This is a genomic window from Methylobacterium sp. WL6, from assembly GCF_008040095.1.
GTDB lineage: Bacteria > Pseudomonadota > Alphaproteobacteria > Rhizobiales > Beijerinckiaceae > Methylobacterium.
This window is the reverse complement of record NZ_VRVH01000019.1, coordinates 1-26212: the sequence shown is the minus strand read 5'-3', so window position 1 is coordinate 26212 and position 26212 is coordinate 1. Positions and strand designations below refer to the sequence as shown.

The following is a 26212-nucleotide window of genomic DNA, read 5'->3' as shown; positions in this document are numbered from 1 at the left end:
GTGGATCCCATCCAGGTCAATGAGCAGAACGAGCAGCTCAGGTCGCAAGGCATCACTCCTAAGGATGCTCAGACCTTAGCTCGGTGAGCCGCGGCTCCGGACCGCAGTGCCGATGCTAGGCCGACTTTAGGATTCGACCATGGCAGACGCGACGACCGGCGACCTCATCAAAGCCAAGACGATCGCCTCCGACGAGGTGAACGCCGCGGTCGACGTGTTCATGCGCGACCCAACGGTGGGCCTGTTCCGATTCGCGAGCGGCCACACGGTCGATCCATCCGCCGCGGTGAAGGAGCACGAGCCGTCGCGGAAGGCGGTGGCCGAGCCCGGCGCATCCGAGACCTTCCGGCGCGGCATGGTGCGGACCGCGATCCTGCTGGCGCGGCCGGCGGTGCCGTGAGCGCCGCCGCGAACTGCAGGACCGGTGGTAGGCGCGCCTGTTCGCGGGCGGGAATGTACGGGAACCGTAGGGCGGCCATGACGCCTATCAGGGCATGGAACCCGTCAGCGACGCGCCTAAGCCACCAGTGTTTAGCATCAAGCGGGGCCGCCTCGGCAACTTCCAGTTCAGCCTCGAAACTGATCACGGCAGGCTGAATGGCGTTGTGAGAGTCGCGGTTGCGCAGGGCCAATCTTCAACCGAGATCGAGGACGCCGCTCACCGCAAAATCAGGGCGCTGGTAGAAGCCTTCGTCACCGCAGAAATGACGAGCCGGTAGCGTCCACCGCGCTGGTAATTCGCGTCATCAGGCCATCCGCTCCAACGGTTTTGGGCGAGGTCTCTGCATTATACCGGAAGAACGAGAGCACCGGGCCTTGAGTGACGACCCCTTCCACGAAGCCGTCGAAGCCCTCCGCGCGATCGGCCGAACGGTCGAGCCAACCGGCGACGACCTGGGCCTGTGGCTGGTCGACGGCCATGAATGCACCGACGGCGAGCTGATCGCGCTGGCGCATCTCTACGGGCTGGTCGAGGGGCCGGAGCAGGCGCAGTGAGCGACCCCTTCCGTGCAAAAAGCGCAAGAAACCGCCTCCCGCTCTACCTGATCGGCTCGGGCTTCTTTGTGATGCTGGCGGCCGAGGTGTGGGCGCGGCTGGCGTGAGCGGCTTCGTCTGGTCCCGGACGCAGCCGGATAGCCACTACGACTTCATCGCCCGGGACGCGGACGGATACCTCGTCGGCCGAATCCGGCGTGAGACCGGCCTGCGCGCTGGGAAGTGGTCATTCTTCGCGAACGGGGTGCAAGCCGCTCCCGGTACGGTCGGATGCGCGCTGAGCGGCACCGTCGAGACCCGCGACGAGGCCATTGAGCAGCTGCACGTCGCGTGGCGCGCATGGATGGCGATCGGCGGGGCGGCGCAGCGGGTGCGGTAGGGCCGAACGCCGCCTTGTGCCGCCCGGCCGGCACCCCTATCCCCGCCGGCCCACATCCGGCGAGACCCATGGCATCACCCGCACCGATTCGACCTGCGCCTGCCGACCTCCAGGCTTGGCGCGACGCGCTCGAGGCCATGAAGCCCACGGTGCCGCCCTGTCCCGGCCTCTCGGCGCAGCGCTGGCAGGAGATGCGCGAGGCGGCGATAGACTTCCTCGACCGGTTCGGTGAGGACGCCATCGCCCTCGGCTGGACGGTCACCGACCTCTTCGGCGTGCACCCGACCGTCGGTGTGGTCCGCGTCGATTACTGCGGCGGCCTGATGATCAACGCGCGCCGCGTCGAGGCGATCGGCGACACCTGGATCCGGTACGGCAACCAGACCTTTCGGCGGGACCGCCCGGGGCGGCCTGTCGGCGTGCCGGTGTGGCAGGCTGCGCGGTAGATCCCAACCTCGTTAAGCGTATTCTCACGGGGAAGGGCGTAGGGTGGCGAATGCGCTTGCTCCTCACTGCCTTCGTCCTCGCCGTCACAGCACTGCCTGCAGTCGCGGATCCGATCTCAGACTTCCTGCTTGGCAAGCCTGAGTCGGCCGGCGTCGTGCGGGGCGGAACGTTCGGGTCGAGTGGCTTCGACTATTACGGCTCGGAACGGGTGGCCGGGCCGTACCTGCCTGACTACGAGCCGAGACGGTCGACAGGTCATGGCCGCCGTCACTCGAGCACGAAGGCAATGACCGCGCGCGGCCCCCAAGCCCAAGCTGTGATCGCCCGCCCGTACCGAATCCCATAGCGCAGAAGAAAGCCCGCCGCGGCGGATGCCGGGCGGGCTGAGATCGGAATGCTGAACGCTCAGATCAGGTAGAGCGTGCCGTCGGCTTTGAAGACCTTCGCGCAGTTCGCGTCGTCCACTAGCGCCTGCGCCTTGTCGATGGTGATGTGCCGGTTCAAAGCGATCTCCGGCAGGGTCAACCAATTCTTCTGCATGTTCGTCTCCAGGTTGAGACGCCAACGCGACGAACGGCATCCGGTTGCTGATTCGCCGAAACGAAAAAGCCCCGCGCGGCGGATGCCGGCGGGGCTGAGTCGAGGAGGAGCGAGGCATTGCACCTTAACCTCCGAACAACGCTCGTCATGCAGCCAGCTTATCTACGTTGTCCTGAAACCGCCTCCACCCGCGGTCTATCTCTTTTTTCGGCAGGCGACGCTTTACCGGTAAAAGGATCCAGGATCGCTTGACGGCACAGAAAACCGTCTTGTTCTCTCCCTCCTGCAGATAAAGTGCCGCATATTCCGCAAGATCAGGCGCTTCTATATTTGATTTTTTGCTGAATGCGGCGTGCAAACGAGAAACAATATGTTCTGGTCCAACAACAGTTATATCGAATGGGTCAATTACCTGTGGTAGAGCTGCAGCATTATAGGCTCGGAACAGTGATTTTGCAATCGCTAGCGGCCCATAGGCGTCCAAGCCCGACCAAACTATCCACATCTCAAATTTTTTAGACTCAATCATATTGACCCACAGAATTCCTTCGACTGAAAGCCCAAGCTTAATTATTGCATCCTTAAATGAATGGCCTGCCTGTTCCAAAACTTCCGGCAAATCATTAACTTGAATCTTGGGCGGCATTTTCATGGAATCCGGTACTTCGCGCATATCCATGGCGCTACTCCATCCGTTGCCGAAAACGCTGCTTCGCGAAGCGACTGCGCGACGACGCGTGTCATCGGTGGGCTGTACATATGCTCGCGCCGCCATTTAAGCACGACCGCCCACGAGGGCGCCACCGTATCCGTTGGCGCAACGACCATGCCGAGCACCGCCGCCAAAGCGGCCAGATCGTGAGTGTAGAGATCAGAGCGCGCGGCCCGTGACGGCCAGCTGTTCAACCCTTGGGCCCGCATTATGGCTGCCTTTAGGGTGCATTCGACCGCGAACCCCGCGTTGCTCCAAGCCATCGTTGAAGTTTTAGGGTTGCCGAGCGCCTGGTCGGCCATTATCCGTGCGGACTCAGCTAAATCCAGCCATTCTTGCACGCTGTTGGCTGTTGGCAGTTGCACAACGAGGGTAGAGCCCGTGGCTGGAGGGGGCTGCCTTCTCGCCTTGGGAGGGCCATCTGGTCAATAGGGGGGGGGCTCATCTCTTGAGCTGCAGCTCACGGGAGGCGGCCAGATCCCGTAGGATAGCTACACCACCGGCATGAGGATCGCGCCGCCCAGGGCCGCCATCCAGAGGTGGCCGGCGGTGAACGCGCCTTCGGGGCACATCTTCACAGATCAGTCCCCCACGACCTCGAACCGGATGATCGTCTCGGGCCGAGTGATCGGCCAGTAGAACTTCTGGAGCGGGTTGCACGAGTAGGACGGCAGCGCGCGGTACTCCGCTGGGCCCGGCCTGAAGTTCAGCGGTACCTCTTCCTCAAACGTGATCGTACGAACGCCAAGGCCGAGCTGCGGGTGGTCGTAATCGACGTCGCGCAGGAACTCGCGCCGGGTGTCGGATTGCTCCATCGTCCGACCGTCGGCGGCATGGTCGTAAAGGGCGCGGTCGATGTGCACCGCGCAGTCGCGGACGAAGCGAACGCGCTGCCGGATGAGGAGCTTGTCGCCAGGCCGAACGCGCGGCGTTAGCACCTCGGACGACATCAGCACAACAGGGACGGCTCGATCTCCGGCGAACCAGGCAAAGATACCGGCGGCACCGAGGATCGTGCTGCAGATGAGCGTGAGGGTGAGGTAGCCGAAAACGCGAAGCGTCATCCTCGACCTCCCCGGAATGCCCAGAACAGATCGATGCCCGACTTGGCCAAGCCGAACGCCGTGATCGCGAACGAAGCCGCTACGCCCGAGACCCACATGAGGGCTTTGGCTGCGGTCCGCGAGGACGAGATGAATTCGACGGCGCCATCCAGCCGCTCAAGCTCGCGGGTGTTTTTCTCAGCGACCCACTTCACGGTCTCGGGCCGGAGCGCCATCAAGGCCTCAAGCTTGGAGACGTCCTCCACGCTGAGGGTCGAGATGAAGGTCTCCACGTGTGGCTGATGACGGGCCGGCGGGGACTCGGCACGGCCGCGGCCCTGGCTGAACCCGCCCGGCGGCACGAACGGACCTAGCTCGCACTCGTCGAGCGGGTCCGGGTACATCGTCCGCACGCCGCGCCTTGGCTGCTCGCGGTACTGCCCCTGGATCTCCGCCCATTCCTCAGCCGTGTACCGTCGCTCTTTGGCGGACATCGCATCTCACAGAGGTTCCGGTTCACGGCTGAGGGCGCAGAGTCGAGGCTACTTCGCCGCGATGGCGGCCTGCGCCGGCGCGAGCGTGTTGGCGGCGTTGGCCTCGTCCACGAGGTTGAGCTTGCGGAACACGATCTCCGCGAGGCCGTTGGGGCCGCCGGCCGCCTTCAAAGCCGCGGCGGGCGCCGCGTCGATACCGCGCTGGACGGCCTTGGCGATCACCGCCGAGCCGACGGGGATCGTGAGCTTGCCGTCTTTCGTGGCGCCGTCGATCGCGTTGATCGCGTACTGCGTCACGGCGGTGCCAAGCTGCTCGACGCGGTTCTGCGTGAGCACCAGGCGAGCCATCGGCGCCACCTGGTAGATCGCCTTGGTGGCGATGCCGGCGAGCGCGGTGACGGCGAGCGGCGCGATGTAGGACAGCGCACCGGTGAGCCAGCCGCTCCACGGGACATCGACGGTGGTGACGGGTGCGGCAGTCTGGGCGAGGGCGGCGGTGGAGGCACAGGCGAGCGCCAGCGCCACGAGAAGCACGCGGTTCATGAGTTCGATCTTTCGGTGAGGCGTTCGCTCGGCTGGACCCGGCCGGCTCGGGATCTCGGATCAGGCCGCGCGGCTGGCCGGTGCGGCGTTGTCGTTGGCGGTGAGGCCAGCGCTTGCGCCCCAGCGCTCGTCGATCCAGCGACCGAGGCGGCGGAACCAGTTCGGCGTGACGGACTCGGTCAGGGTCGGCGCCAGCGGCACCGGCACGATGACGGGGGTTGCGACCTCGGGGTGCAGGACCGCGATCACCGGCGCGGCCACCTTCACCGGCGCGGCGGCCGTGGTCGGCCGCGGCAAGGCGACGACGTAGGCGGTGACGAGCTGTTCGGCCTCGGCACGGCGGCGAGTGAGGATCGCGGCGGGCTTGGCCCACATCAGCACGGCGTCACGAGCGCCGGCCATGTCCCCCGCGTTAATGCGCTTGAGGAACGTCGAACCAGCGAACCCGGCCGGGCCGATGTTGTAGCAGACCGACACCAGGGCATCGAAGGCGTTCTGCGACACCGCCACCTTTAGGCCCTTTCGGACCGCAGCGACGTAGACCTGCACGTCCTTCGCGAACAGGGCGTCACACTGCGCTGAGGTGATCGTCAGGCCCGAGGTCACGTTGGGCGAGCCGGCCGCGGAGGTATGGCCGATGCCGATGGTCCAGACGCCGACGGAATCCCGGTAGGCCTTCAGGCGCCGGCCCTCGCGCGCGATCAGAACGGCCTCGCCGACGGGTGAGAGGTCCATGGTCGTCTCCACGATGAGGAAGAACGGAAGGCGGTGGTGCGGGTTGTGCTACTCAAGCGGCGGAGGCGCACATGCTCGGAAAGTTCAGATCAATCTTCGGCGCCCAAGCCACCGAGCCTCAGGCGCGGGCCGATCACCGCCCGTCGATGTCGATCGAGGAGCTGATGGGCAGCTTCCCGGCTATGAAGCCGGTGCTCCCGCCTTCGGCGGGCAACGACGACCTGATGGCGCCGGTCTACGCAGTGGTTGAGGAAGAGCTTCTGCGGGCCGGGCTACGCGAACGCCGGCAAGGGTAGGTTCGCCGACATCAACTTGTGCTAGTGGGCCCCTCGTTCGAGCAACGAAGGACGTTCGCGATGTCGACCGAGGTGAAGCTGACGAAACCCTGGCTCACGGCTCAGGAGATCGCCTTGGCCTGCGAGTGCCAGCCCGAGCAGGTCGAGGCCTTGGCTCGGCAGAACCACTGGCCCCGCGTTCACGGTGAGAGCGGAGCAAGGTACGGCGTCGAGATGGATGCGGTCCGTCGCGCGCTTCGTGGCAACCCAGCGACGATCCACGGCAGCATTCCGCCAGTCTAACGATCAGCGCCGCCGGGCCGGCGGGCAGATGCGGGCCGGGATGCCCTCGACATCGACGGCCAAGCACACCGGGCGATGACGCGCAGCCATGACGGGAGAAGCCAGCGCGTAGAGGAGCGCGAGGGCCGTGAGGATGCGGGACATAGACGCGTCCTTAGCCGGTGGTGATCTGGTAGGTCGTACCGTTGGCCGAGAACAGGTTGATCGCAGCGGTCGGGCACTTGGCATCAAGGACCAGGTTGGCGCCCGGCGCGATGGTGTGGCCGACCGTAGCGGTCGCCGCACCGCCGAAGCGGACCTGCATCGGGTTGGTGCCGGTGTTGCTGATGATCGCGAGCTGGCGGCTAGTGCTCCCTGTCACGGCCGCCACGTTGGCGCCCGCCGCGATCGTGCCGGAGGTATCTGCCGTGACCGTGCTGGAGTTAGCGACCAGCGATCCGCCCTCGATGTAGGTCGAAGGCGCCACCCACGCCGCGGCCTTGAGCACGACGGTGAAGGTGTTGGCCGTCGCGCCGTTGTTGCGCAGCCGCAGCGTCTTACCGCCGACGCTCGCCCGCCAAATGCCAGCCGAGATGATGGTGTTGAAGGTACGCCCCTGGGAGCTGCCGACGTTCGAGATGAAGGTCGCCGGCAATGGCTGCCAGTTGTTCGATCCGTCGCTTGCCTGCTGCTCCAGGAGCATCACGCCGCCGAACGCGGTGATGTGGATGTCGACGCTCCCCGCGCCCGTCGTGTCGAAGGTGAAGGCGGCGTTGGCCGTGGCGGCGAGGGTGGCGGGGGAGCCGGTCGGGATCGTGGCGTCCGCCGTGGTGACGGTGAGCGCACCTTGATCCGAGGCAAGGGCGACGGGGATCGAGGCCGCTTTCAGTGCTTGCCCGAGTGCCGGGAAACGGGCCAGCAGCGTCGTCCAGTTCGCGAGCCCGCGCTTGATCAGGGCGACGAGGCCGAACGTGCCGGCGTCCGAGGTCGCCGTGGCGTCGGTCGCCGCACCGAGGCTGGACTGCAGGCCCGACAGCGCCGTGTTGCCCGTGGTCTGCAGAGCGCTCGTTGCAGCTCCAGACGGTAGGGCCGCGATCGGCGTGATGGCGGAGGCGGCCGGTGCGGCGACTTTGGCCTCGGTGGTGACGTTGATCCAGAAGTGTCCGATGACGACGCCGGTCGCCGGCCACGGTGTTGATCCGGATGGCATTGGCGAAGGTCGCCGTGGTGCCGCGGAACTCGCGCGTGGCCGCGTAATTCGATGAACCGGAGTTCGTCCAGGCAAGCAGGACTCGACCGGCCCCGCCGTTCGCCACGAAGCCGGATGGCGCATCGGGAGCGGTCGGGTCGGCAACAGCCGTGATCGGGTCCGGGTCGGCGTTGACGTAGTCGGAGACGAGCGCTTGCCCGTAGGTCGCGACGGCACCCTGCGCCTCATACTGAGCCCCATCGACCAGCACCTGGGACAGGAGAGAGAACGGATCGTCGGTGTCCTGCACCATCGTGGCGTAGCCATCGTCGCCGATCATGCGGTAGCGCCCGATCAGCGAGAGATCGGCGCGGGCCGGCGTGGTGGCCGTCATGCGCAAGAAGGTCGCCGACGTGGTGCCGTTCACCGCCCGGCGCTCGACCGTCACGACGAGGTTCGCCGGGGGCGGCGGGGCGGCCACCGTCGCGTTCGTGTTCGGCAGCGCGGGCGGCGTGCCTTCCTCGGTCTGAGGGTCGAAGCTGTAGGCGGCCGGGTCGAGGCTCTGCAGGTCCAGCGTCACCGTCCCGCCGGACACGTTCGCGACGGCACGCGTCACGAGGAAGGTCAGCCCCGAGAACATGGGGTAGGTGTCGGACTGGTAGCGGATCGCCTCCTCGAACAGCGCCGCCGCGGCCGAGAGCTTGAACACGCCGGTGATCTTGAAGGCCGGGTTGCCCTTCGCGGTATGGATCTTCGCGAGGCGCCGGACTTGGTTGAAGGCCTGGACCCACGGCCGCGAGAAATCTTCTTCCAGCAGCTCGCCGGACTCGGCCTGAGCCGAGGCATCGTTCCATGCCTGCCCCTCGACCTGCTGATAATCGTGCGCGGGCGAGACGTAGGTGAGCTTCAGCCGGTTGAAGGCAGCGAGCTTCGACCCACCGGCCTCGATCTGCAGAGAGATCACGTCGGCGTCGGTCAAGGTCACCGTCGGGACAGGTGCCTTGCCGCCGGTGATGCCGATGGTCCCGTCGGCCTCCAGGGTCAGCACGCCATCGCAGGCGGCGAGCATCTGCGTCAGCACGTCGGTCGGGTCGTCGGTGAGCTGGTAGGTGCCGCCCAGGAAGTAGCGCGGGAATTGCGTCCCGTCCTTGGCGGTGATCGCTTGCGAACAAAGCCCTTGGCAGGCGTCGAACTTGGCTTCGCTGATCAGGGCGACCGGGACGCGCAGTCCCCACTGCTGATGCGTGAGGAAATCCCGAATGCACGGGGCTGCGATGTCGCTCCACTTCCACGTCGCGGGGTCGGCAGTCTGTGCCGGATCAGCGTGGGTCCGCACCTTGCACGCGCGGGCGGTGACCCGCAGCGTGGGGAACGAGCCCTTCGGGAAGAACTTCTTGAATTTCTTCTCTTCCGGCGCCGTCGACTTGACCGCGCTGTAGGCGCAGCCGTTCAGGAAGTGGCTCGCGTCCCACCCGGTCGAGGGCAGGAGCACAGGCGACGCAGCCTGCGAGGCGAGCCCCAGGTGGCTCTCGATGCCGACGTAGTTGCGCCAGGGCACCGAGGTGACGATCCCGCCAAGGGAGCCAGAGACGAGGTTCGTCTTCTGGTCGTCGCACCACCATTCCTCGATCGCGTCCCAGGGCCCCTCGCCGTGGTAGAGGCCGTAGTAGAACGCGCCGCCGAGAGCCTTGTACTGGACGTAGGCTCCGCCGAGCTTCACGCGGCCGTAGGAGCGCTGTCTGGGCGGCACGGGCTGACGCGACTGGAACTGCTGCGCCGCGACCTTCTGCGGGTCTGAGAGGGCACTGGACGCGAAGCTGAGGGCCACGCCGCCGGTCAAGATGGCGCCGCCGCCCACGATCGATGTGGCAAGCGCCGCCGAGATGCCGAAGGTCGCCCCGACCTCGACTGCCGTGGTGCTGGCTGCCGTGAAAATCGCTGCGGCGACGACCTCAGCCACGCGCGAGGCTCTCGGCGTCGGGGTTCTGCAGGGTCGAGGACTTCGGCGAGACGGAGCTGTCGGCCGCGGTCCTGATCCGGGCCTCCATCTGCGTGCCGGCCGGCGCGTCGCCCTCGGCGGACTGGCCGCGGTTGGCCTCGGCGGAAGCCGCGTTGCGGCCCTCGACGTCGTCCTGGCCGTCGATCTGATTGGTGTCGTCGGTCTTGCGCGGGGGCATGGCGGCCCTCCTCTGATCGGAATGCGGGGCGGGCGGCGGAGCGCGCGGACGCGCCCCGGAGCGAGGCTCAGAACTCGCGGGAGACGATGCGGGCGATCGGGATGGAGCGCCGATCCTTCGCGATGCGGGTCCACGACGTGGCCGCGGCGAGGTTGTTCGTGGTCGCCGCGTTGGTCGGGCCGCCCTTCGGCGGGGTGCCGACGTAGGCCGTGCCCGGCACGTGGTGGGCCCACTCGACGCGGTCCCACATGGTCTCCTGACCGCCGCCGTTGCCGGCGCCCGGGATGCGCAGCACCTCGTTCGGGATCTCCGGCGAGCCGGTCCCGTAGGTCACCGAGCCGCGGCCGAACAGCCAGGTCTCGAACACGCCGCCGGCGTTGGGCATGGAATCGTCGAGGGTGACGTCCTTGCCCATGTACGTCGGGATGGTCGGATTGGCCTCGCTGTCCAGCCGGAACTGGATGAGGTTCTTGGTCAGCGCGTTGGCGTAGACGACCGAGTGCATGGCGACGAGCGCGATGCCGCCCATGGCGTCGCCCATGGTGAGCAGCGCCTGGATGAAGGCGGCACCGTTGAAGTCGGTGACGCCGGCGGTGTAGCTCGAGCCCGACACGTCGCGGGTCATGTCGTTGGCGACATGGTTCGCGTCGGTGGCCGCGGCGTTGGCGGCGAAGACGCCGGCGAGGTGAGCGATCACCGCGCGCTGGCGGCGGTAGGCCCAGTACTGCGCGATGTCGTTGGCGAGCTGCGCCAGCGGATCGGCGGCCAGCAGCGCACGCACGAGGTCCATCTGCGACCACGAGTTGTTGCGCGACAGGCGCACCGCGATCTCGTCGCCGGTCGACGGCTTGTTCGGGGTCGAGAACACGGTCGGGTCGTCCGAGCTGACGTTTTCCACGTCCTGCCGGTCGATCGGGTTCAGGCGCGGCATGTCGATGGTCAGGCCCGGGCCGGCCAGGAAGCGGTCGAGCAGCGGGTCGGCGACCATGGCGCCGGAGGTGATGAGGGCCGTCTTCTCCACCGCCAGGCGGCGGACCATCGGAACGAAGACGGACGGGACGATGACGTCGGAAAGGCGAAGGACGCCGGTGGCCATGATGGGCTCCTATGAAGGCTTGAGGGTCTGATCCGTCAGCACCGCCAAGCCGGGCCCCATGGCCGGCCGGTCGTGTTCGGGCTCTTGGTCGAGGGAAGGTGGCCGCGCGCCCCATGGCGGCGGCCGGTGATGGTGGTGGCGGCCCCCATGGGCCGCCGGAAAGGGTCAGGCCGCGCGGCTGCGCGGGGCCGGCTTCGCGCCGCCGAGCGTGGTGCCGGCGGCCTTGGCGAGGCGATGGGCCTTCGCTTCGTCAGCCTGGGCGATCTTGCCCTGCTCGGTGACGTTCCAGGCCTCGGCGGTGAACGGGTTGTCGCCGCCGGTCGAGCCACCTCGGCCCCCCTGCGAGCCGGCGCCCTGCGACGCAGGCCACCAGTGCGGGCGGCGCTCCTTCATGTCGGACAGCCATGCCTCGGGCCTGAGGCCCGGGGTGACGCCGACACCGTCCTTGGTGACGACGCTGCCATCCTCGCCGACCTCGAACACGCTGGTGCCGTACATCAGCACGTCGTCGACGGCGGAATCGATGATCTTGGCCTTCGAGGCCGCCGCGCGGACCTCGTCGGAGATGGTGCGTCCGCGCAGAGTGCCGCGGGTCTCGTCGCGCTCGCGCTCGGCGGCGACCTTCGCCTCGTTCGCCTGCGCGATCTGGCGCTCGAGCGGGGCGGTCTTCGCCTTCAGCCGGCGCTCGACCTCGCTGGTGACGCGCTGCTCGACCGTCGCGTCCGGGTTGGCCTCAATGTCGGCCAGCTTGTCGAGGCGGTCGCGGGTCTCCTGCGGGTCGAGGCCGTCGAACGCGCGGAGCTTGTCCTTGGTCGTCTTGTGGTCGTTCCGCTCCTTCGCGAGGGCACTGTTCAGCCGGGCGACATCGCCGCTGTCCGAGGTGCCCTCGATCTCCACGGTGAGGTGCCACTTCCCGTCACGCTCCTCGTAGAGCGAGAGGTGGTCGGCCGGAACGTCGGCCTCGTTGTCGTAGACCTTCTTGAGCTTCATGGTGGGCTCCTGGCACCCGCCCCATGGCGGGAGAGGCCGGTCAGCGCCATGGCTGCCGGCGGGGTAGCCGCGCGGGTGCGCGGATCTCGGGGGAAGACGAGCGTGAGCCTGACGAACTCTCAGCGCGCCTGGATCATCGACTGGGCGGAGCGGACCGACGCGGTCGCCGAGGTCTGGCTATTCGGTAGCCGTGCGAAGGGGACGGCACGCCCCGACAGCGACATCGATCTGGTCGTCGATCTCTATCCTCCGAACGGCAACGACGACTGGGCGTTCGGGAAGTTCAACTCGCTCGCCGACGCGTGGCAGGGAGCGCTAGGGACGCTACTGGAATGGCCGGTCAGCCTCGTCGCGTTCGGCCCGGACATGGAAGAGGTCCGCGCTACCGCCGTGCTCCTATGGAAGCGTGAGCCCTAAGCCGCGCAGATGATCGTCGTCCGCCCGCGCGCCAGGCACATCGCGCAGACCTCGTAGAAGTTGCCGCCGACCATCTTGCCGGTCTTGAGGTTCACGTACCCGCCCTGGCGGATCTTCGTGGTGACGGCGGTGGCGACACCGTCGATCGCCTCGCACTTCCGGCACGTCCACATGAGCGGAGGCGTCGGGCGGCCGGGCTTCTCGGTGCGGCGGAGGTCGGCCATCAGATCACATAACGCGCATCTGCTGGAGCTCGACCAGCCGATGCGCCAAATCAAGAGGCACGTTTGGAAGTATCTCGGTGATGAGACCAGCAGTTACGTTTTCGAACCGAGGGCATATTCCCCGAATCTTCCTGACCGCCTGCTCGTCTATCGAGAGCAATTCGACGACATCCTTTAGAGCTGCTTTGTATTTTGCGGCACTTGGATCATTTTCAATGTAACTTTTTGCTTTGTCTGCATATCCTGGGTGTTGATAAGAAACACCGTAAAGACTGAACCACACTGCGCAGCCTTCCTCTAAGGTGTTTGCGAACTCTTTCCTGACCGGCGCCAGAAGGTGGACCACTTCATGCGCTAGCTGAAACAGCCCTTGATCCTCGGTGTGAAGTTTAGAGTTGAGGTAGACAGTCAACTCGTCATTCGCCGATCGATGAAGTACCGGGCCGTTATCTGCGGTTGCTACCCCAGCAATTGCCCAGCCCGGCTCCTTAGGGCCGAATTGAATCTCTGCCGCTGCGAGCAATGTGGGCAGTCGGCTCTCAAGCGCGGCGAGTATCATCACGGCACTATGCCGCTAAGCCCGCTTTCCGGAAAGCCCCGCGCTCCCGCCGCCGCAGCTCGTCGATCGTGTAGGCGTGCCCCGACCGATCCACGAACCGGTCGACCGGCACCTCACCCTTGCGGAACAGCAGGCCCTTCGTCGGACCCAGGATCTCGTCTTGGACCGATGCGGGCTGCTTCGCGAGCCACGCCCCATAGGTGAGGTCGGCAGGCACCTGGCCGTCCATGCTCGCCCTCGTCCCGGCCGGCACCTCGTCGAGGTCGATGCCGAGGTCGCGGAAGCTCTTGATGACCGGCGTCGTTGTGGACCGGCAGCGCCAGTGCGCCGGCGGCCGCGGTCCCTTGCCCGGCTCGTAGACCTTGCCGTCGCGGGCCATGCAGACCGGCGTCGTCCGGCTGTCGAGAACCGAGACCCAGCGCACGCCCGAAATCAGGTCGGCGTTGCGCTCGTAGGTCGCCTCGCTGGCGCCGGCGGCGATGTGCGTCACCGCCGTCCGGACGACCGCCTCGCACCCAAGGCGAGGGCCGAGAGCAGGCGTGCACCGAAGCTCGCGCCGCGGCAGACTATGCCGAAACCTGCTGGAACGCCGCTCTCGCCAAAGCCGACGCCATCCTCGCCGCCTGGCCCGTTGCCGAGGGTGATGCGGAGACCCCCGAGCGCGTCCAGCATGTGAAGCGCGGCACCGAGTACGAGGTGCTGGGTGAGGCCATGGGCCAGCAGCTTGACGAGTACGGCGAGCCTCATCCGCACAGCCTCGTCATCTACCGGAAGGTCGGCAGCAAGCGGCTATCGTGGATTTTGCCCAGCGAGCTTCCGAACCACTTCGTCCCTGCCGCCCGCCCGGCTCCCTCTCCGGCCAAGAGAGGGAACGGAGCATGAGCGACGATCGCACCGACGAATGGCGCAGGGGCATGAAGGAAGCGGCTGAAGTTTGCCGCTCCTATGCCGACACGGCGCGGAACGATCCCTTCATCGACCCGGCGAAAGGCGAGCAGCGTGCGCTTGCTTACGAGAATGCCGCCGATGCGATCATGGTTCGTGTGAGCCAAGGACCGCTAAGCCGAACGGAGGAGGTCGTCGGCCAAGCCATGGACGAAGCGCCCCCGAGAGAAAAGGCGCACTGACATGACCGCCCCCACACCCCACCGCGCCGCCTCAGCGGAGGAGCGGGAACGGCACGAGCCGACCGACGCGGAGATGCAAGCCGAGATCGCGGCTGAAGAAGCAGCCCGCAAGGCCAGCCTACCGCGCGCAGTGGCGCCGATCCCGGTTCGCGCTCGCTATTTCCTGATGGAGTGCGAGCACTGCGGCTGGGTCGGTTCGTCCGAGCTATGCGGCACCGATAGTGGTGGCGACGACTCGGACATCTACTGCCCGGCTTGCGACGCGATCACCCTCGGAGACGAACCGAGCGAGGCCGACGCCGCGAAGTTCGGGCAAGCCCTCCTCGACCGCATCACCGCCGCCGAGGCCCGCGCGGAGGGCAATCACAAGGGCTGGACTGCCGCCCTCGGCGAGGCCCAGGCGTGGCGAGAAGAGCACCGGCTTGCCACCGCCGACCGCGACCGGCTCGCCGATGAGGTGGCGCGGCTGCGCGGGGCTCTTGCCGCGATCGCCGACGCGTGCCCGGCCACCTGCGAAATGACCGTGGCGCACGACATGGCAGACGTCGCCGCCCGCGCTCTCACCGTCACAGGAGGAACGACCGATGGCCAGCGTGACTGAGAAGCCCGCGACTGAAGCTGAGCGCCTGGGCTGGATCGCAGCGCGCATCAACGCAGCCCTCGCCAAGGGGCACGACGGCATGACCTTCAAGCCTGACGAGTGGCGGACGATCCTCGCCGCACTCCGATCCACCGGTACGGGTCGGTCTGAGGCGGAGGCGACGAAGGCGGCATGCCTCGCCGTCGTTCGGAACGTGCGGAAGAATTACCGGCCGGCCCTCACTAAGTCGCGCTACCAAGCCCGCGAGATCCAGCAATTCTTCGGCGGCGCATGCGGTCTGATTGATGAGGACATCAGCGCTCTTGATCCCGCTGCCCTCAATCCGCCCGCGCGCGAGGGGGAGGGAGACCAGCCATGAGCCGCTTAAATCGCTTCATCGTCATGAACGTGCTTTTTGCGGCAACCTCGGCGGCGATGTTCGGATCTGTAGGCGTGGCAGTGCCCAACCTATCGTTGGCCTGCCTCGCCGCCACCATCGGGTATTTTGGCGACCCCTCCCCTCCGCCCGCTCGGGGACGGGACGACGCTGATGGGTAGGGCAAGGCGCGAGCGGAATCACGGACAGCAGCAGGCGAGGAGGCCATGATCGATACCGCACGCCACGTCGTGCCGTTTCAGGCGGCCGCCCGCGAGGTCGGGCTAAGTACGGCGACCCTTCGCCGGATCTGCAAGGACGGGCGCGGCCCGACGCTTCTTCGGCTGAGCGAGCGGCGCTTGGGCGTCCGCCGGGGTGACCTGGATGCGTGGCTCAAGACCCGCGAGATAGGTGCCGAGAAGGTCTAGGGCTTCGCGCTTCTCCGAGGCGTAGACCGCCCGGTTGTAGATGCCGGCCACGCCGGCCTTGTGACCCGAGATGTGGTTCAGGACGGCCTCGACCACGTGCGGTAGCACCTTGAGCCGATCAGCCATCAGCGTCGCCGCGGTGCGCCGCAGGTCGTGCAGCCGCCAGCCTGTCACGCCCGCGCGCGCGTCGAGCGCCGCCTTCGCCCGCGAGAATCCCTGGAATCCGCCGTCGCCCTGGCCGAATACGAGGGTCCGGCCCTCGATATGCTCGGTGGCGGTGAGGATCTGCAGGGCAGGGGCCGACAACGGGACGTCGTGATCCTGCCCGTTCTTCACCCGATGCGCCGGCAGCGACCAGAGCGCGCCGGCAAGGTCGACCTCGAGCCACGCCATGCCGGCGACCTCGTCGCGGCGCTGGCCGGTCAGCAGCAGCAACCGAACGATCCGGCCGAAGTCGTCGTTCCGGCACGCGCCGAGCACCTTGGCAACCTCGTCTTCGGTGAGGATGCGGGCGCGCCGGACCTCGGGCGCCGGCTTCGGCACGCCGATCACCGGGTTGATCTCGGCCGCCCCGGTCCCGACCAGCCACGCGAAGTGCGCCGAGAGGGCTGAGCGGGCGCGGTTCGCCGCGTGCGGGCCGGTCTCTCGACGGATCTCCGCCAGGCGATCGGCGATCTGCTGTCGGCCGACCGAATGGAGCGGCAGCCGATGCAGCGGGCGCCACACCGTCCGCAGGTAGCGAGACGCCTCGCTGAGATAGGCCGGACGTAGCTTCGGGGCGACCGCCTCGAGGTAGGGCTCGACGCCGGCGCCGAAGGTGATCGCCGCGCGGGCCTTGGCCTTCACCTTTTCAGCGTGCGGATCCTCGCCGAGCTTCGCCCGCGCCAGGCGTTCGCCGGCGGCGCGGCGCGCGTCGCTCGCGGTGAGCACGCCGACCTTGCCCAGCGTCTCCCGCTTCGATTGCCCCAGCGCGTTCCGGTACTGCACGACCCAGGTCCGCGAGCCGCCCTTGCTGAGGCTCAAACCGAAGCCGGGCAGGTCGTCGTCGAACACCACGAGCTTGTCGCGCCCGGCGGGAAGCACGACGGCAGCTGCGGTCTGGTTCGTGAGCCGCATCGCACCCCGGTAAGCACATGGTAAGCAGCGCGGCGGATGCCCACGCTCGCTCCCGCGCGCATGATGAGGGGTTACCCGTGGGCAAGCCCTCTCGCGGTCAGCACTTTTGGCGGCCGGTAAGCAGTCCTGTCAACTGTTGCGAGCTATAACCCGTGTTTCGTAATGAGGGGGTCGGGGGTTCGAATCCCTCAAGCGGCACCATTTTGGTTGCGCTCTCCGCAACGGTCCTGAACACTTCAGCTCGAATCGATGTCTGCCGCTCGCGCAGCGGTGACCCTGTGCGCCCGATCGGCTCGACGTCGTTGGAGCGATCACCTGGACCATGCGATCCCGCGGGGTGGCATCACGCTGCCGCCTGGAGCCGATGCGGCGCTCGCGGCCCGCCCCCAGCGCAAGCTTGCAATCTTGCCGAACGAGGACGCCGACGCTGGCGACCTGCTGTAGATTCGGCAAGCTTTTTAATCCCGGCCGGTGCGTGCGCGGCGGCACGTCGAAAATGTAAGCGGCTCACCATCTCAGTCTCAAGCAGAGAGAAACGGACCCGGATCAGGGTTTGTCCTGCAGAGGAGCCGAGACGCCATCATGAAGACCCGTATCGCCGCCATCGCCGCCGCTACTATTCTTGGCGTCGCCACGATCTCGTCGGCAATGGCCTACGACCGTCCGGCGCGTTACACCGGTTTTGCGCCCTACGACGTCGAGACGACGGGTTCGTTCGACGGCTTCGATCAGCGGTTCGACCGCAATCCGGCTACCTGCCGGATGAGTTCCGCCGCCGAGGGCAATGCCAACCAGCAGAACTTCCCGGTGAAGCAGTACGGCCAGACCGCCGGCGGCAATCGCTGCTGATCGGCTGGCGGGCCTGGAGGTCGTCGCCGACGTCGTCCGTCGGGTCATTCCCCGCGGCGTGATCGCGACGGTCGTAACGCGCGGGCCGTCGTCGGTGGAAGGCGGCGCGCCCGAGCAGAGGGCCGAGATCCAGCGGCGGGGTACGAGCCCTGCCGCTTTCTCATGCGTCCGAGGCGGATCGACCGGCTGCGGCCCGGTCGCGGCTTTTCAACCGGGCGTTGGGGCGACATGGTCCGCGCCCGAGGTCCGAAACCCGCGCGAGCTGTCATGACCCTCTCCGATGCCGTCGCTCCGTTCCGCAGCCTCCTCGGCGAGGGTGGGGTGCTGACCGGCTCCGACACCGGGCGCTACACCCGGGACCAGCGCGACCTGATGCAGGGCGAGACGGCGGCCGTGCTGCGGCCGCGGTCGGTCGCCGAGGTGCAGGCGCTCGTGCGCCTCGCGAAGGCCGCGGGCTTCGGGCTCGTGCCGCAGGGCGGCAACACCGGCTACGTCGGCGGGGCGACGCCGCAGGCCGGGCGGCGGCAGCTGGTCGTCAGCCTGGAGCGGATGACGCGGATCCGATCGGTCGATCCCCTCGATTTCTCGCTCGCCTGCGATGCCGGGGCGATCCTCGCCGACGCTCAGGCGGCCGCGGCCGCGCACGACCTCCTCCTGCCGCTGAGCCTCGGCGCGGAGGGAAGCTGCCGCCTCGGCGGCAACCTCGGAACCAATGCCGGCGGCCTACAGGTGCTGCGCTACGGCATGACCCGCGACCTGGTCCTCGGGCTGGAGGCGGTCCTGCCGGACGGGTCGCTGCTCTCCGACATGAAGCGGCTGCGCAAGAACAACATCGGCTACGACCTGAAGCAGCTCTTCGTCGGCGCCGAGGGCACGCTCGGCATCGTCACCGGGGTGGTGCTGAAGCTGTGGCCGGCGCAGAGCTTCCGCGCGACCGCGTGGCTGCAGCTCGCCGCCGGCGCGCCGATCTCGGAGATCGCCGCGTTCCTGCGCCGCGAGACCTCGGACCTGGTCTCGACCTTCGAACTGATCTCGGCCTCGTCGCTCGCTCTGGTCGCCGAGATGCGCGGCGCCGCGACCGGCTTCGCCACCGGAGCCGGCGGGGCGGTGCTGCTCGAGCTCTCGTCCTCGTCGCGTCACATCCCGCTTGACGACGTGCTGATGGCGGCCCTCGAAGCCCTGATGGAACGGGCATGGATCACCGATGCGGTGCTGGCGAGCTCCGAGGCGCAGCGCCGGGCGATGTGGACCGTGCGCGAGACCATCCCCGAGGGCGAGAAGCAGGCCGGTGGCTCGGTCAAGCTCGACATCGCGGTGCCGGTCTCGCAGCTCGGCGCGTTCCTGGCCCGCGGCGGTGCGCTGGTGGCGGAGCGGATGCCGGGCGTGCGCCTGTCCTTCTATGGCCATGTCGGCGACGGCAACGTCCACTACAACCTGATGGTGCCGGCGGGCGAGGACCGCCTCGCCTTCACCCGCCGGGTCGAGGCGGGCATCGCGCACGACCTCTACGCGGTGGCGATCGATCTCGGCGGCAGCTTCAGCGCCGAGTACGGCATCGGCCGGTTCAAGCGCGACCTGCTCCGCCGCTACGCCGACCCGACCCGGCTCGCCCTGATCGAGACCGTCAAGGCCGCCATCGACCCGGACGCGCTGATGAACGCCGGCGCCATGGGCGGACGCGACTAGCGACGCACGCGCGCCGGCTCCGTTCGGTCCGCCGCTTCGCCGGAAATCCGAGCTTGGCGTCCCGCCGAAATACATGCATATGCCTGTTTCGGGCGGGGGCGCACCGAATCGGTCGAGGATGTGATGATGGTCGCCAGTCCGTCCCCTGTGCTGTCCGGCGCGCTCGCCCGGGCGCTGGCGCGCCGCGGCGTGCATTATGGCTGGGTCTCGGCCGCGGTCACCTTCCTCACCATGCTGGTCACGGCCGGCGCGGTCGGGGCGCCCGGCGTGCTGATCCTGCCGCTGCAGACCGAATTCGGGTGGGACACCGCCTCGATCTCCTCGGCACTGGCGATCCGCCTCGTGCTGTTCGGTTTGATGGGCCCCTTCGCCGCCGCCCTGATGAACCGCTACGGCCCGCGCCGGATCGTGCTGGCGGCATTGGCGCTGATCGCCTCGGGGTTGCTGGCCTCGCTCGCGATGACGCAGCTCTGGCAGCTGATCCTGCTCTGGGGCATCGTGGTTGGCGTGGGCACCGGGCTGACCGCGCTGGTGCTCGGAGCGACGGTGGCGACGCGCTGGTTCTCGCATCGGCGCGGCCTCGTCGTCGGGCTGCTCACCGCGAGCTCGGCCACCGGCCAGCTGATCGTGCTGCCGATCCTCGCCGCGCTGACCGAGGCGCTCGGCTGGCGCGCCGCCCTGCTCACGGTCTGCAGCCTGCTCACGCTGGCGGCCCTCTTCGTGTTCCTGTTGCTGCGCGACCGGCCGGAGGATGTCGGCCTGCTGCCCTACGGCGAGACGGCGGCGAATGCCGCCCCGCCGCGCGGGCCCGCCGTCGGCGCCATCGCGGCGCTTCGCGAGGCCGCGCGGACGCGGGTGTTCTGGGTGCTGTTCCTCACCTTCTTCATCTGCGGCGCGAGCACCAACGGGCTGATCCAGACCCACTTCATCCCGCTCTGCGCCGATTACGGCCTGCGCCCGGTCCAGGCGGCGAGCGTGCTCGCCGGCATGGGCGTGTTCGACTTCGTCGGCACGGTCGCCTCGGGCTGGCTGTCGGACCGCTACGACAACCGCTGGCTCCTGTTCTGGTACTACGGCCTGCGCGGGCTCTCGCTCCTGTGCCTGCCGTTCTCCGATTTCTCCTTCGCCGGGCTGTCGCTGTTCGCGGTGTTCTACGGCCTCGACTGGATCGCCACCGTGCCGCCGACGGTGAAGCTGGCGGCGCAGCGGTTCGGGCGCGAGCGCGCCAACGTGGTCTTCGGCTGGGTCTTCGCCGGGCACCAGCTCGGCGCGGCGACGGCGGCCTTCGGCGCCGGCCTCTCGCGGACCGAGCTGCAGAGCTACCTGCCGGCCTTCTTCGCCGCAGGCGCGCTGTGCCTCGTCGCCTCGGCGCTGATCCTCACGCTGAGCCCGCCGCGGCGGGAGGCGGTGCCGGGTGCGGTGCCGGCCGCCGGCTGAAACCGCGTGCCGGCGTCCGACACATCGCGATCAAGCATCGAGCCCGATCGCGGGCGCCGCTTACGACCATGGCGCAGGTGGCGGCTACACCGTTCGGTCGACGACCTGTCCCTGACCGGCCTGCACCGGGGGCGAAACGGCAACCGCCGTCTCCGCGACCAGTGCGGCGACCGCCTTCTGGGCGTCGATCTGCTGATGCGCGACGGCGGTGCCGATCGACTGAGACAGGGCACCGGCCTGGATCTGGACGGCTCGGGCGACGGGGCTGGTCATGGCGCATCATGACCCGGCGTCGGTGAAGGGCTAGTTATGCCGACGCTTCAAAAGTCTGTACCGGCCGGAGGGGGATCGGTTCGGTCGACGGTCCGCCTGCGGTCCGAAGTCGACCGCCCGTCGCCGATGGCCCCCCGCACGCCGGCGAAGACCTCACATCGTGGCGCACGCGGTGGTGCTCGACGCGCCCCTAGGTTTTCGGCGGGTCCAGCATGACCCAGAGGCGGGTGATCCGCCCATCGACGACGTTCGCGACGTCCGCGCCGGTGACGACGACCGGCCCGTTCCGAGGGCCGCCTTTCCAGCGCAGGACGCCGAGCCCGTGATGCCCGACCGCGACGCCATCGGGCGCGAAGCGGAAGTCCGGCCCGAACTGCTCGAGAAGCTTGCCGGCGATCTCGGAGATCGCCGCACGGCCCACGACGACGGTCGTCGGCTCGTACATGACCGGGTCGGCGACGAAGAGCTCATCGAGGGCGCGCTCGCGCTTCGCGCCGTCGCGTTCGTTGAAGATGCGTTCGAGATTCGCGCGCAGCAGGCGGTCGTAGTCCGGCGCGTCCGGCGTCTTGGTCTCGTCCGGCACGGCTCATCCTCCGGCGGTGGCGATCTGCGCGAGGAGGGTATCGGCCCAGATGCCAGTTGAGAAGCCACGGATAGGCAAAAATTCTGGTGTCACGGCTTCATGGCGGCCGACGGTCCTGGTCTCGATCCTCGCGCGATCACCCGATCACGAGCCTGGTGCGCGGCCCGAGGCGGCGCAGGAGCCGGAGCAGGTCGGCGCGCTTGAGCGCGACGCAGCCCTCCGTCGGCGTGTAGCCCGGCCGGGCGATGTGCAGGAAGATCGCCGAGCCGCGGCCGGGGCGGATCGGGCCGCGGTTGTGGTCGAGGTCGATCACCACGTCGTAGAGACCGTCGTCACGCCACATCCGTTCCACGCTCACTCCCGGCGCGGGCAGGGCGATCGGCCGGTTGTAGCGGCGGTCGCGGACGTCGTCGCACCAGCCGTCGCCCGGCGCCGTCCGGCGTAAGGGGAGGGCGGTGGCAGGGCGAGGAAGATGGTCGGGCCGATAGCTGCCGCCGCGCAGGCGGACGCGACCGCGCGGCGATCCGCCGTCGCCCTCGCGCTTCACCTGCACGATGCCGCCGCTTCCCAGGGCGCAGGGGATGATGGCGTCGCCGGCCTGCAGCAGGCCCTTGCGCCGGTCGCCGACGCGCGGGTGCACGCGAAGCGTCGCCAGGGTGGTCGTCTTGCCGGGTCGGGAGCCGGTTCGGGGAGGGCGAGGTCGTTGAATCATGATGCTGCGCGAGAGTGATTCCAGGCTCGGCGTTCGGGGCCCCGATCGGCTCCGCCCGCCCGTGCCGGCCCCGTCCTGCGAGGACCATACGGGCAGGATGTCACCGAAATGGTCGAATAATTGTGCACAAGGCAATTCCCCGCCGCGAAAAGCGCGTTATTCTAAGGCGACTACCCGGGTCGAAGAACCCTCGGGTTTTTTTGGGAGCGAGATCGCCCGCGCGCCGGAGTTCCGGGGCACGACTCGTTCCGGTCGTGCCCTGTCGAAGAGTTCCTCGGACGATGTCCAACGCATACCGCCTTCTCATCTGCGACGACGACGCGATCCTGCGCGAGACCCTCACCGAGCAGCTCGACCTCTGCGAGGAGTTCACGGTGGTCGCCGAGGTCGATGCGGGCCGGGCCATCGCCCGCGTCGCCGCCGACCGGATCGATCTCGCGGTGATGGATGTCGGGCTGCCCGACATGGATGGGCGCGAGGCCGTCCGCCTGATGCGGAAGAACGGCTTCAAGGGGCCGGTCATCATGCTGACGGCGCAGGATTCCGAGGCCGACACCGTCGAGGGCCTCGAGGCGGGCGCCAACGACTACGTCACCAAGCCGTTCAAGTTCGCGATCCTGCTCGCCCGCATCCGCGCGCACCTGCGCAGCCACGAAGCGTCCGAGGACGCGGTCTTCCAGATCGGCCCCTACACCTTCAAGCCGGGCGCGAAGCTCCTGGTCGGCGAGCGCGGCTCCAAGCTGAAGCTGACCGAGAAGGAGACCGCGATCCTGCGCTTCCTCTATCGCGCCGGGCGCGAGGTGGTCGGCCGCGACACGCTGCTCGCCGAGGTCTGGGGCTACAACGCGCAGGTCACGACGCATACGCTCGAGACCCACATCTACCGGCTCCGGCAGAAGATCGAGCCGAATCCGGGGCTCGCCGCGATTCTCGTCACCGAGGGCGGCGGCTACAAGCTGCTGCCGTGATGCCGGCATGAGGGCCGCCCCGGTCGCCCTTCGGCGCGAGACCCTTGCGAGCCCGATCGGAACGCTCGTCCTCCTCACCGACGCGGACGGGCGGCTGCGGGTCGCCGACTTCGACGATTATCGCGACCGCATGGAAACGCTGCTCGAACGCGGCTACGGCCGCGGCGGCTGGTCGATCGCCGACAGCCCGCATCCGAGCCGGGCCTTGCGCGCGCTCGCGGACTACTTCGACGGCGACCTCACCGCCATCGACGCGATCGAGACGGCCACCGGCGGGACCCTGCTGCAGCGGGCAGTCTGGGCTGCGTTGCGCGCCGTGCCACCCGGAACGACCGAGAGCTACGGCGCGCTCGCGGCGCGAATCGGGCATCCGCGCGCGGTGCGCCCGGTCGGCGCCGCCAACGGTGCGAACCCGATCTGCGTGGTGGTACCGTGCCACCGCGTCGTCGGCGCGAACGGCACGCTCACCGGTTACGGCGGCGGCCTGGAACGCAAGCGCTGGCTTCTCGACCACGAGGCCCGCCATGTCGGGCTCGGCGGCGTGGAGCGTCACGCCGACCTGTTCGGGGCGGCGCTGCTGCGTTAAGCCCGTTCCCCGTTCCCGACGCTTCCGCTAAGGATCGCCGATCGGATGGGGAAGGACCGGCGCGGGTTGGGCATCGAAGACGACATCGCGATCCTCGCCGCCGCGCCGGTGTTCGAAGCCTTCGGGCGCGACGCCCTGCGCCTGCTCACCTTCGCCGCCGAGCGCCGGTCGCTGGATCCCGGCGAGCGGCTGTTCGCCCGCGGCGATCCTGCCGACGGCGGCTTCATCGTCCTGTCGGGCACGATCGCCCTCGAGCCGCGCGTGCCCGGCGGCGAGACGATCCTGGCCGGGCGCTCTGCGCTGATCGGGCGGCTCGCCCTGTTCGTCCGCGGCGAGCGGCCGAGCGAGGCCACCGCGCGCGACGCGGCGGAGGTCATGCGCATCACCCCGACGCTGATGCGTAGGGTGCTGGAGGAGTTCCCCGACGCCGCGGCCGCGATCCACGACGCGTTGGCCGACGACCTGACCGGATTGAACCGGGGCTTCGACCGGGTCCGCGCCATGCTCGACGCGGATTGAGCGACCGGGCCACTGTGGCCGGCGGTCAGGATCGTGGCAGGACGGCGCGCGCGGCCTCCGTCACCGCATCGGCGCGGAAGTGGTGCAGCATGTGCCCGATGCCCGGCAGCCGCTCGTAACGGGCGCCGGGGATCAAGCGGGCGGCCAGGGCGCCGTGGATCATCGGGTTGACCACGATGTCGGCATCGCCCGCCAGGATCCGCACCGGCACGCGGCAGGTCGCGTAGGCCGCCGCGCTCCGGCTCAGCGCCGCCCAGAGCGAAAGCGCATCCTCCGCCTCGGCGACGATCTGGCCGGACCGCCCGGCGAACCCGAACGGGAACGCCTCGGCGAAGGCCTTCGGCATCGTCTGCGGCAGGAACATCGCGTTCCACAGCATCGGCAGAAGCGTCGGGTCGGCGGACGCGCCGAGAGCCCGCGACAGCACCGGGCCGGACACGGGGGCGGCGCGCGGGCCGAACAGGACCTGCTCGAGGCGAAGCTCGGGAAAGCAGACCGGGGCGAGCGCCACGATGCCGGCGACGTCGTCGGGGTAGAGCAGCCCGTAGGCCAGCGCGACGGCGCCGCCGTAGGAATGCCCGACGATCACCGGGCGATGCAGCCCGAGCGATCGCACGGCCGTGTGGATCAGCTCGGCCTGGCGCCAGGGCGAGGCGTCGGTTCCACGGGCGCGGGTGCTAAGTCCGTGCCCCGGCCGGTCGACGGCGACCACCCGGAAGTGCCGGGCGAGCGCCGGCACCGGACCGAGCCACATGTCCTCCAGCGTCATCAGCGTGCCGTGGATGGCGACAAGGTCCGGCCCGGCACCGGTCTCTGCATAGGCGATCGACCGCCCGTCCGGCAGGTCGACCATCTTGCGCGGGACGATGCGCTGGGTCTCGGGGGGAGGGCCGGGCAGGCCGGACGTGTCGAGCAGCAGGGCGGCCATCCTAGAGCGAGCGCCTGCGCCCGCGGGACGGATTGCCCGCCTTGCTGCCGATGCCCGTCAGCGCCAGCGCGGCGAGGCCGAGCCCGATCAGCCCCGCCGTCGCGGCGACCGGATGCAGGGTCGCCCGGGTGTAGACGCTGGTGCGCATCACGTAGCCGGGCTGGGTGCCGCGGACCGCGCCCGCATGCTTCGGCGCATGCAATGCGCCGGCCGGGTCGCGCGGTGCCTCGCCGCGCCTCTGCATCGCGATGATCGCCGGCGCCAGCAGATCGTAGGCACCCGGCGCGAATTCCTTGCCGGCCACCATCAGCTTGCCGCCCCCGCCGACGATGATGTCGCGCTGCGGATGGACGGCGGCGTGCAGGATGGCGTTCGCGACCTCGCCGGGCGGGTAGATCGGCGGCGGCAGCATCGGCTCCCGATCCATGTAGTTGCGCGCCCGCTGCGGCAGCGGCGTGTCGATCGAGGTCGGCTTGACCAGCGTCACCGAGACCGGCGCATCCTCGGCCAGCAGCTCCATGCGCAGGGCGTCAGTGAACCCCTTCACGGCGTGCTTGCTCGCCACGTACATACCCTGGAACGGGAAGGCGAGGTCGGAGGCGACGCTGCCGAGGTTGATCAGCGCACCGCCGCGGCGGCGCAGGTGCTCGACCGCGACGAGCGACCCGAACACCGTGCCCCAGAGGTTGGTCTGGATCAGGCGGAGGTTGTCCGCGTCGGACACCTCGCGCAGCGGCCCGTAGATGGTAAGGCCGGCGACGTTCACCCAGGTGTCGAAGCCGCCGAACGCGGCCACCGCGCGATCGGCCACGGCCTGGACCTCGGCCCGGTTCCCGACATCGCAGGCGACGGCGATCGCCCGGCCGCCGGACGCCTCTATTTCCGACCGCACGGTCTCGAGCACGTCGGCGCTGCGGGCCGCCAGCACCACGCGTGCGCCCCCGGC

The 26212-nt window shown here is 68.6% G+C and carries 40 protein-coding genes; 17 read left to right on the top strand and 23 right to left on the bottom strand.

The window, feature by feature from the left end:
* Positions 1 to 139: 139 nt before the first annotated feature.
* From FV230_RS05110 to FV230_RS05090, 5 genes are all read left to right on the top strand, one after another.
* Positions 140 to 400: a hypothetical protein gene (locus tag FV230_RS05110; protein WP_147841526.1), complete on the top strand. Its 261-nt coding sequence runs from the start codon at positions 140 to 142 to the stop codon at positions 398 to 400.
* Positions 401 to 494: 94 nt separating this feature from the next.
* On the top strand, positions 495 to 719 hold the full coding sequence (locus tag FV230_RS05105; RefSeq protein ID WP_147841525.1) for a hypothetical protein: 225 nt from the start codon (positions 495 to 497) through the stop codon (positions 717 to 719).
* Positions 720 to 816: 97 nt separating this feature from the next.
* The gene (locus FV230_RS05100) at positions 817 to 996 is read left to right on the top strand and encodes a hypothetical protein (RefSeq protein ID WP_147841524.1); all 180 of its coding nucleotides are present in this window, start codon (positions 817 to 819) and stop codon (positions 994 to 996) included.
* A 103-nt stretch (positions 997 to 1099) separates the two neighbouring features.
* Complete coding sequence (locus tag FV230_RS05095) at positions 1100 to 1375, top strand: hypothetical protein (protein WP_147841523.1); 276 nt, start codon at positions 1100 to 1102, stop codon at positions 1373 to 1375.
* Positions 1376 to 1443: 68 nt separating this feature from the next.
* Positions 1444 to 1821 (top strand): hypothetical protein, encoded by a 378-nt coding sequence (locus tag FV230_RS05090; RefSeq protein WP_246694742.1) that lies wholly within the window; start codon positions 1444 to 1446, stop codon positions 1819 to 1821.
* Positions 1822 to 2227: 406 nt separating this feature from the next.
* Here FV230_RS05090 and FV230_RS31190 read toward each other — a convergent pair whose 3' ends face one another.
* The 7 genes from FV230_RS31190 to FV230_RS05060 form a co-directional block, all read right to left on the bottom strand.
* Entirely contained in the window at positions 2228 to 2362 is a 135-nt protein-coding gene (locus FV230_RS31190; protein ID WP_281408251.1) for a hypothetical protein, read from the bottom strand.
* Between the two features lie 145 nt (positions 2363 to 2507).
* Entirely contained in the window at positions 2508 to 3041 is a 534-nt protein-coding gene (locus tag FV230_RS05085; protein ID WP_147841522.1) for a hypothetical protein, read from the bottom strand.
* Positions 3011 to 3376: a hypothetical protein gene (locus FV230_RS05080; RefSeq protein ID WP_147841521.1), complete on the bottom strand. Its 366-nt coding sequence runs from the start codon at positions 3374 to 3376 to the stop codon at positions 3011 to 3013. The genes FV230_RS05085 and FV230_RS05080 overlap by 31 nt, the downstream gene beginning before the upstream one ends.
* A gap of 279 nt (positions 3377 to 3655) precedes the next feature.
* Positions 3656 to 4138: a hypothetical protein gene (locus FV230_RS05075; protein WP_147841520.1), complete on the bottom strand. Its 483-nt coding sequence runs from the start codon at positions 4136 to 4138 to the stop codon at positions 3656 to 3658.
* The gene (locus FV230_RS05070; RefSeq protein ID WP_147841519.1) at positions 4135 to 4611 is read right to left on the bottom strand and encodes a hypothetical protein; all 477 of its coding nucleotides are present in this window, start codon (positions 4609 to 4611) and stop codon (positions 4135 to 4137) included. The genes FV230_RS05075 and FV230_RS05070 overlap by 4 nt, the downstream gene beginning before the upstream one ends.
* Before the next feature lie 48 nt (positions 4612 to 4659).
* Complete coding sequence (locus FV230_RS05065) at positions 4660 to 5154, bottom strand: hypothetical protein (protein ID WP_147841518.1); 495 nt, start codon at positions 5152 to 5154, stop codon at positions 4660 to 4662.
* A 60-nt stretch (positions 5155 to 5214) separates the two neighbouring features.
* Entirely contained in the window at positions 5215 to 5889 is a 675-nt protein-coding gene (locus FV230_RS05060; protein WP_147841517.1) for a lysozyme, read from the bottom strand.
* A gap of 71 nt (positions 5890 to 5960) precedes the next feature.
* Here FV230_RS05060 and FV230_RS05055 point away from each other — a divergent pair, with 71 nt between their 5' ends.
* A complete protein-coding gene (locus FV230_RS05055) occupies positions 5961 to 6185 on the top strand; it encodes a hypothetical protein (protein ID WP_147841516.1) in 225 nt (74 codons plus the stop codon).
* Between the two features lie 60 nt (positions 6186 to 6245).
* Positions 6246 to 6467, top strand: a complete 222-nt coding sequence (locus FV230_RS05050; RefSeq protein ID WP_147841515.1) for a hypothetical protein — start codon at positions 6246 to 6248, stop codon at positions 6465 to 6467.
* 3 nt (positions 6468 to 6470) lie between these two features.
* On the opposite strand, the gene FV230_RS29375 is transcribed toward FV230_RS05050, so the two are convergent.
* From FV230_RS29375 to FV230_RS05025, 6 genes are all read right to left on the bottom strand, one after another.
* Entirely contained in the window at positions 6471 to 6611 is a 141-nt protein-coding gene (locus FV230_RS29375) for a hypothetical protein (RefSeq protein WP_187275390.1), read from the bottom strand.
* 10 nt (positions 6612 to 6621) lie between these two features.
* A complete protein-coding gene (locus FV230_RS05045) occupies positions 6622 to 7101 on the bottom strand; it encodes a hypothetical protein (protein ID WP_147841514.1) in 480 nt (159 codons plus the stop codon).
* A complete protein-coding gene (locus FV230_RS05040; RefSeq protein WP_147841513.1) occupies positions 7004 to 9595 on the bottom strand; it encodes a hypothetical protein in 2592 nt (863 codons plus the stop codon). Before FV230_RS05040 ends, FV230_RS05045 begins: the two co-directional genes overlap by 98 nt.
* The gene (locus FV230_RS05035) at positions 9588 to 9812 is read right to left on the bottom strand and encodes a hypothetical protein (RefSeq protein WP_147841512.1); all 225 of its coding nucleotides are present in this window, start codon (positions 9810 to 9812) and stop codon (positions 9588 to 9590) included. The genes FV230_RS05040 and FV230_RS05035 overlap by 8 nt, the downstream gene beginning before the upstream one ends.
* A gap of 67 nt (positions 9813 to 9879) precedes the next feature.
* A complete protein-coding gene (locus tag FV230_RS05030; protein ID WP_147841511.1) occupies positions 9880 to 10908 on the bottom strand; it encodes a hypothetical protein in 1029 nt (342 codons plus the stop codon).
* A 165-nt stretch (positions 10909 to 11073) separates the two neighbouring features.
* Entirely contained in the window at positions 11074 to 11898 is an 825-nt protein-coding gene (locus tag FV230_RS05025) for a hypothetical protein (RefSeq protein WP_147841510.1), read from the bottom strand.
* Between the two features lie 102 nt (positions 11899 to 12000).
* On the opposite strand from FV230_RS05025, the gene FV230_RS05020 reads away from it, so the two are divergent.
* Positions 12001 to 12315: a nucleotidyltransferase domain-containing protein gene (locus FV230_RS05020; RefSeq protein ID WP_246694741.1), complete on the top strand. Its 315-nt coding sequence runs from the start codon at positions 12001 to 12003 to the stop codon at positions 12313 to 12315.
* Here FV230_RS05020 and FV230_RS05015 read toward each other — a convergent pair.
* The 4 genes from FV230_RS05015 to FV230_RS05000 are packed head-to-tail and all read right to left on the bottom strand — an operon-like array spanning position 12312 to position 13845.
* The gene (locus tag FV230_RS05015; RefSeq protein ID WP_147841508.1) at positions 12312 to 12539 is read right to left on the bottom strand and encodes a hypothetical protein; all 228 of its coding nucleotides are present in this window, start codon (positions 12537 to 12539) and stop codon (positions 12312 to 12314) included. The two genes, FV230_RS05020 and FV230_RS05015, sit on opposite strands and share 4 nt — an antisense overlap.
* 4 nt (positions 12540 to 12543) lie before the next feature.
* Positions 12544 to 13101 (bottom strand): hypothetical protein, encoded by a 558-nt coding sequence (locus FV230_RS05010; RefSeq protein WP_147841507.1) that lies wholly within the window; start codon positions 13099 to 13101, stop codon positions 12544 to 12546.
* Positions 13102 to 13105: 4 nt separating this feature from the next.
* On the bottom strand, positions 13106 to 13588 hold the full coding sequence (locus FV230_RS05005) for a hypothetical protein (RefSeq protein WP_187275389.1): 483 nt from the start codon (positions 13586 to 13588) through the stop codon (positions 13106 to 13108).
* On the bottom strand, positions 13585 to 13845 hold the full coding sequence (locus FV230_RS05000) for a hypothetical protein (protein ID WP_147841505.1): 261 nt from the start codon (positions 13843 to 13845) through the stop codon (positions 13585 to 13587). Before FV230_RS05000 ends, FV230_RS05005 begins: the two co-directional genes overlap by 4 nt.
* 131 nt (positions 13846 to 13976) lie before the next feature.
* Here FV230_RS05000 and FV230_RS04995 point away from each other — a divergent pair, with 131 nt between their 5' ends.
* The 3 genes from FV230_RS04995 to FV230_RS04985 are packed head-to-tail and all read left to right on the top strand — an operon-like array spanning position 13977 to position 15184.
* Positions 13977 to 14225: a hypothetical protein gene (locus FV230_RS04995; RefSeq protein ID WP_147841504.1), complete on the top strand. Its 249-nt coding sequence runs from the start codon at positions 13977 to 13979 to the stop codon at positions 14223 to 14225.
* Position 14226: 1 nt separating this feature from the next.
* Complete coding sequence (locus FV230_RS04990; RefSeq protein ID WP_147841503.1) at positions 14227 to 14826, top strand: hypothetical protein; 600 nt, start codon at positions 14227 to 14229, stop codon at positions 14824 to 14826.
* Complete coding sequence (locus FV230_RS04985; RefSeq protein WP_147841502.1) at positions 14810 to 15184, top strand: hypothetical protein; 375 nt, start codon at positions 14810 to 14812, stop codon at positions 15182 to 15184. Before FV230_RS04990 ends, FV230_RS04985 begins: the two co-directional genes overlap by 17 nt.
* Positions 15185 to 15465: 281 nt before the next feature.
* Here FV230_RS04985 and FV230_RS04980 read toward each other — a convergent pair whose 3' ends face one another.
* Positions 15466 to 16725, bottom strand: coding sequence for a site-specific integrase (locus FV230_RS04980; RefSeq protein WP_147841501.1), 1260 nt, complete (start codon positions 16723 to 16725; stop codon positions 15466 to 15468).
* A 582-nt stretch (positions 16726 to 17307) separates the two neighbouring features.
* On the opposite strand from FV230_RS04980, the gene FV230_RS04975 reads away from it, so the two are divergent.
* The 3 genes from FV230_RS04975 (at position 17308) to FV230_RS04965 (ending at position 20697) form a co-directional block, all read left to right on the top strand.
* Positions 17308 to 17574 (top strand): hypothetical protein, encoded by a 267-nt coding sequence (locus FV230_RS04975; protein WP_147725674.1) that lies wholly within the window; start codon positions 17308 to 17310, stop codon positions 17572 to 17574.
* Between the two features lie 267 nt (positions 17575 to 17841).
* Positions 17842 to 19260, top strand: coding sequence for an FAD-binding oxidoreductase (locus FV230_RS04970; RefSeq protein WP_147841500.1), 1419 nt, complete (start codon positions 17842 to 17844; stop codon positions 19258 to 19260).
* 147 nt (positions 19261 to 19407) lie between these two features.
* The gene (locus FV230_RS04965; protein WP_147841533.1) at positions 19408 to 20697 is read left to right on the top strand and encodes an MFS transporter; all 1290 of its coding nucleotides are present in this window, start codon (positions 19408 to 19410) and stop codon (positions 20695 to 20697) included.
* 84 nt (positions 20698 to 20781) lie between these two features.
* Here FV230_RS04965 and FV230_RS04960 read toward each other — a convergent pair whose 3' ends face one another.
* From FV230_RS04960 to FV230_RS04950, 3 genes are all read right to left on the bottom strand, one after another.
* Complete coding sequence (locus tag FV230_RS04960) at positions 20782 to 20970, bottom strand: hypothetical protein (protein WP_147841499.1); 189 nt, start codon at positions 20968 to 20970, stop codon at positions 20782 to 20784.
* Positions 20971 to 21160: 190 nt separating this feature from the next.
* Positions 21161 to 21553, bottom strand: coding sequence for a nuclear transport factor 2 family protein (locus FV230_RS04955; RefSeq protein ID WP_147841498.1), 393 nt, complete (start codon positions 21551 to 21553; stop codon positions 21161 to 21163).
* A gap of 136 nt (positions 21554 to 21689) precedes the next feature.
* The gene (locus tag FV230_RS04950; protein WP_147841497.1) at positions 21690 to 22265 is read right to left on the bottom strand and encodes a L,D-transpeptidase family protein; all 576 of its coding nucleotides are present in this window, start codon (positions 22263 to 22265) and stop codon (positions 21690 to 21692) included.
* A gap of 281 nt (positions 22266 to 22546) precedes the next feature.
* Here FV230_RS04950 and FV230_RS04945 point away from each other — a divergent pair, with 281 nt between their 5' ends.
* The 3 genes from FV230_RS04945 to FV230_RS04935 all read left to right on the top strand — a co-directional run bounded on the left by FV230_RS04945 (position 22547) and on the right by FV230_RS04935 (position 24338).
* Entirely contained in the window at positions 22547 to 23233 is a 687-nt protein-coding gene (locus FV230_RS04945; protein ID WP_147725679.1) for a response regulator transcription factor, read from the top strand.
* A gap of 7 nt (positions 23234 to 23240) precedes the next feature.
* Positions 23241 to 23819, top strand: coding sequence for a methylated-DNA--[protein]-cysteine S-methyltransferase (locus tag FV230_RS04940; RefSeq protein WP_147841496.1), 579 nt, complete (start codon positions 23241 to 23243; stop codon positions 23817 to 23819).
* A gap of 66 nt (positions 23820 to 23885) precedes the next feature.
* Positions 23886 to 24338, top strand: a complete 453-nt coding sequence (locus FV230_RS04935) for a Crp/Fnr family transcriptional regulator (RefSeq protein ID WP_147841495.1) — start codon at positions 23886 to 23888, stop codon at positions 24336 to 24338.
* 25 nt (positions 24339 to 24363) lie between these two features.
* On the opposite strand, the gene FV230_RS04930 is transcribed toward FV230_RS04935, so the two are convergent.
* A complete protein-coding gene (locus tag FV230_RS04930; RefSeq protein ID WP_147841494.1) occupies positions 24364 to 25266 on the bottom strand; it encodes an alpha/beta hydrolase in 903 nt (300 codons plus the stop codon).
* Position 25267: 1 nt separating this feature from the next.
* On the bottom strand, positions 25268 to 26212 hold a 945-nt coding region (locus FV230_RS04925; protein ID WP_147841493.1), incomplete at its 5' end, for an SDR family oxidoreductase.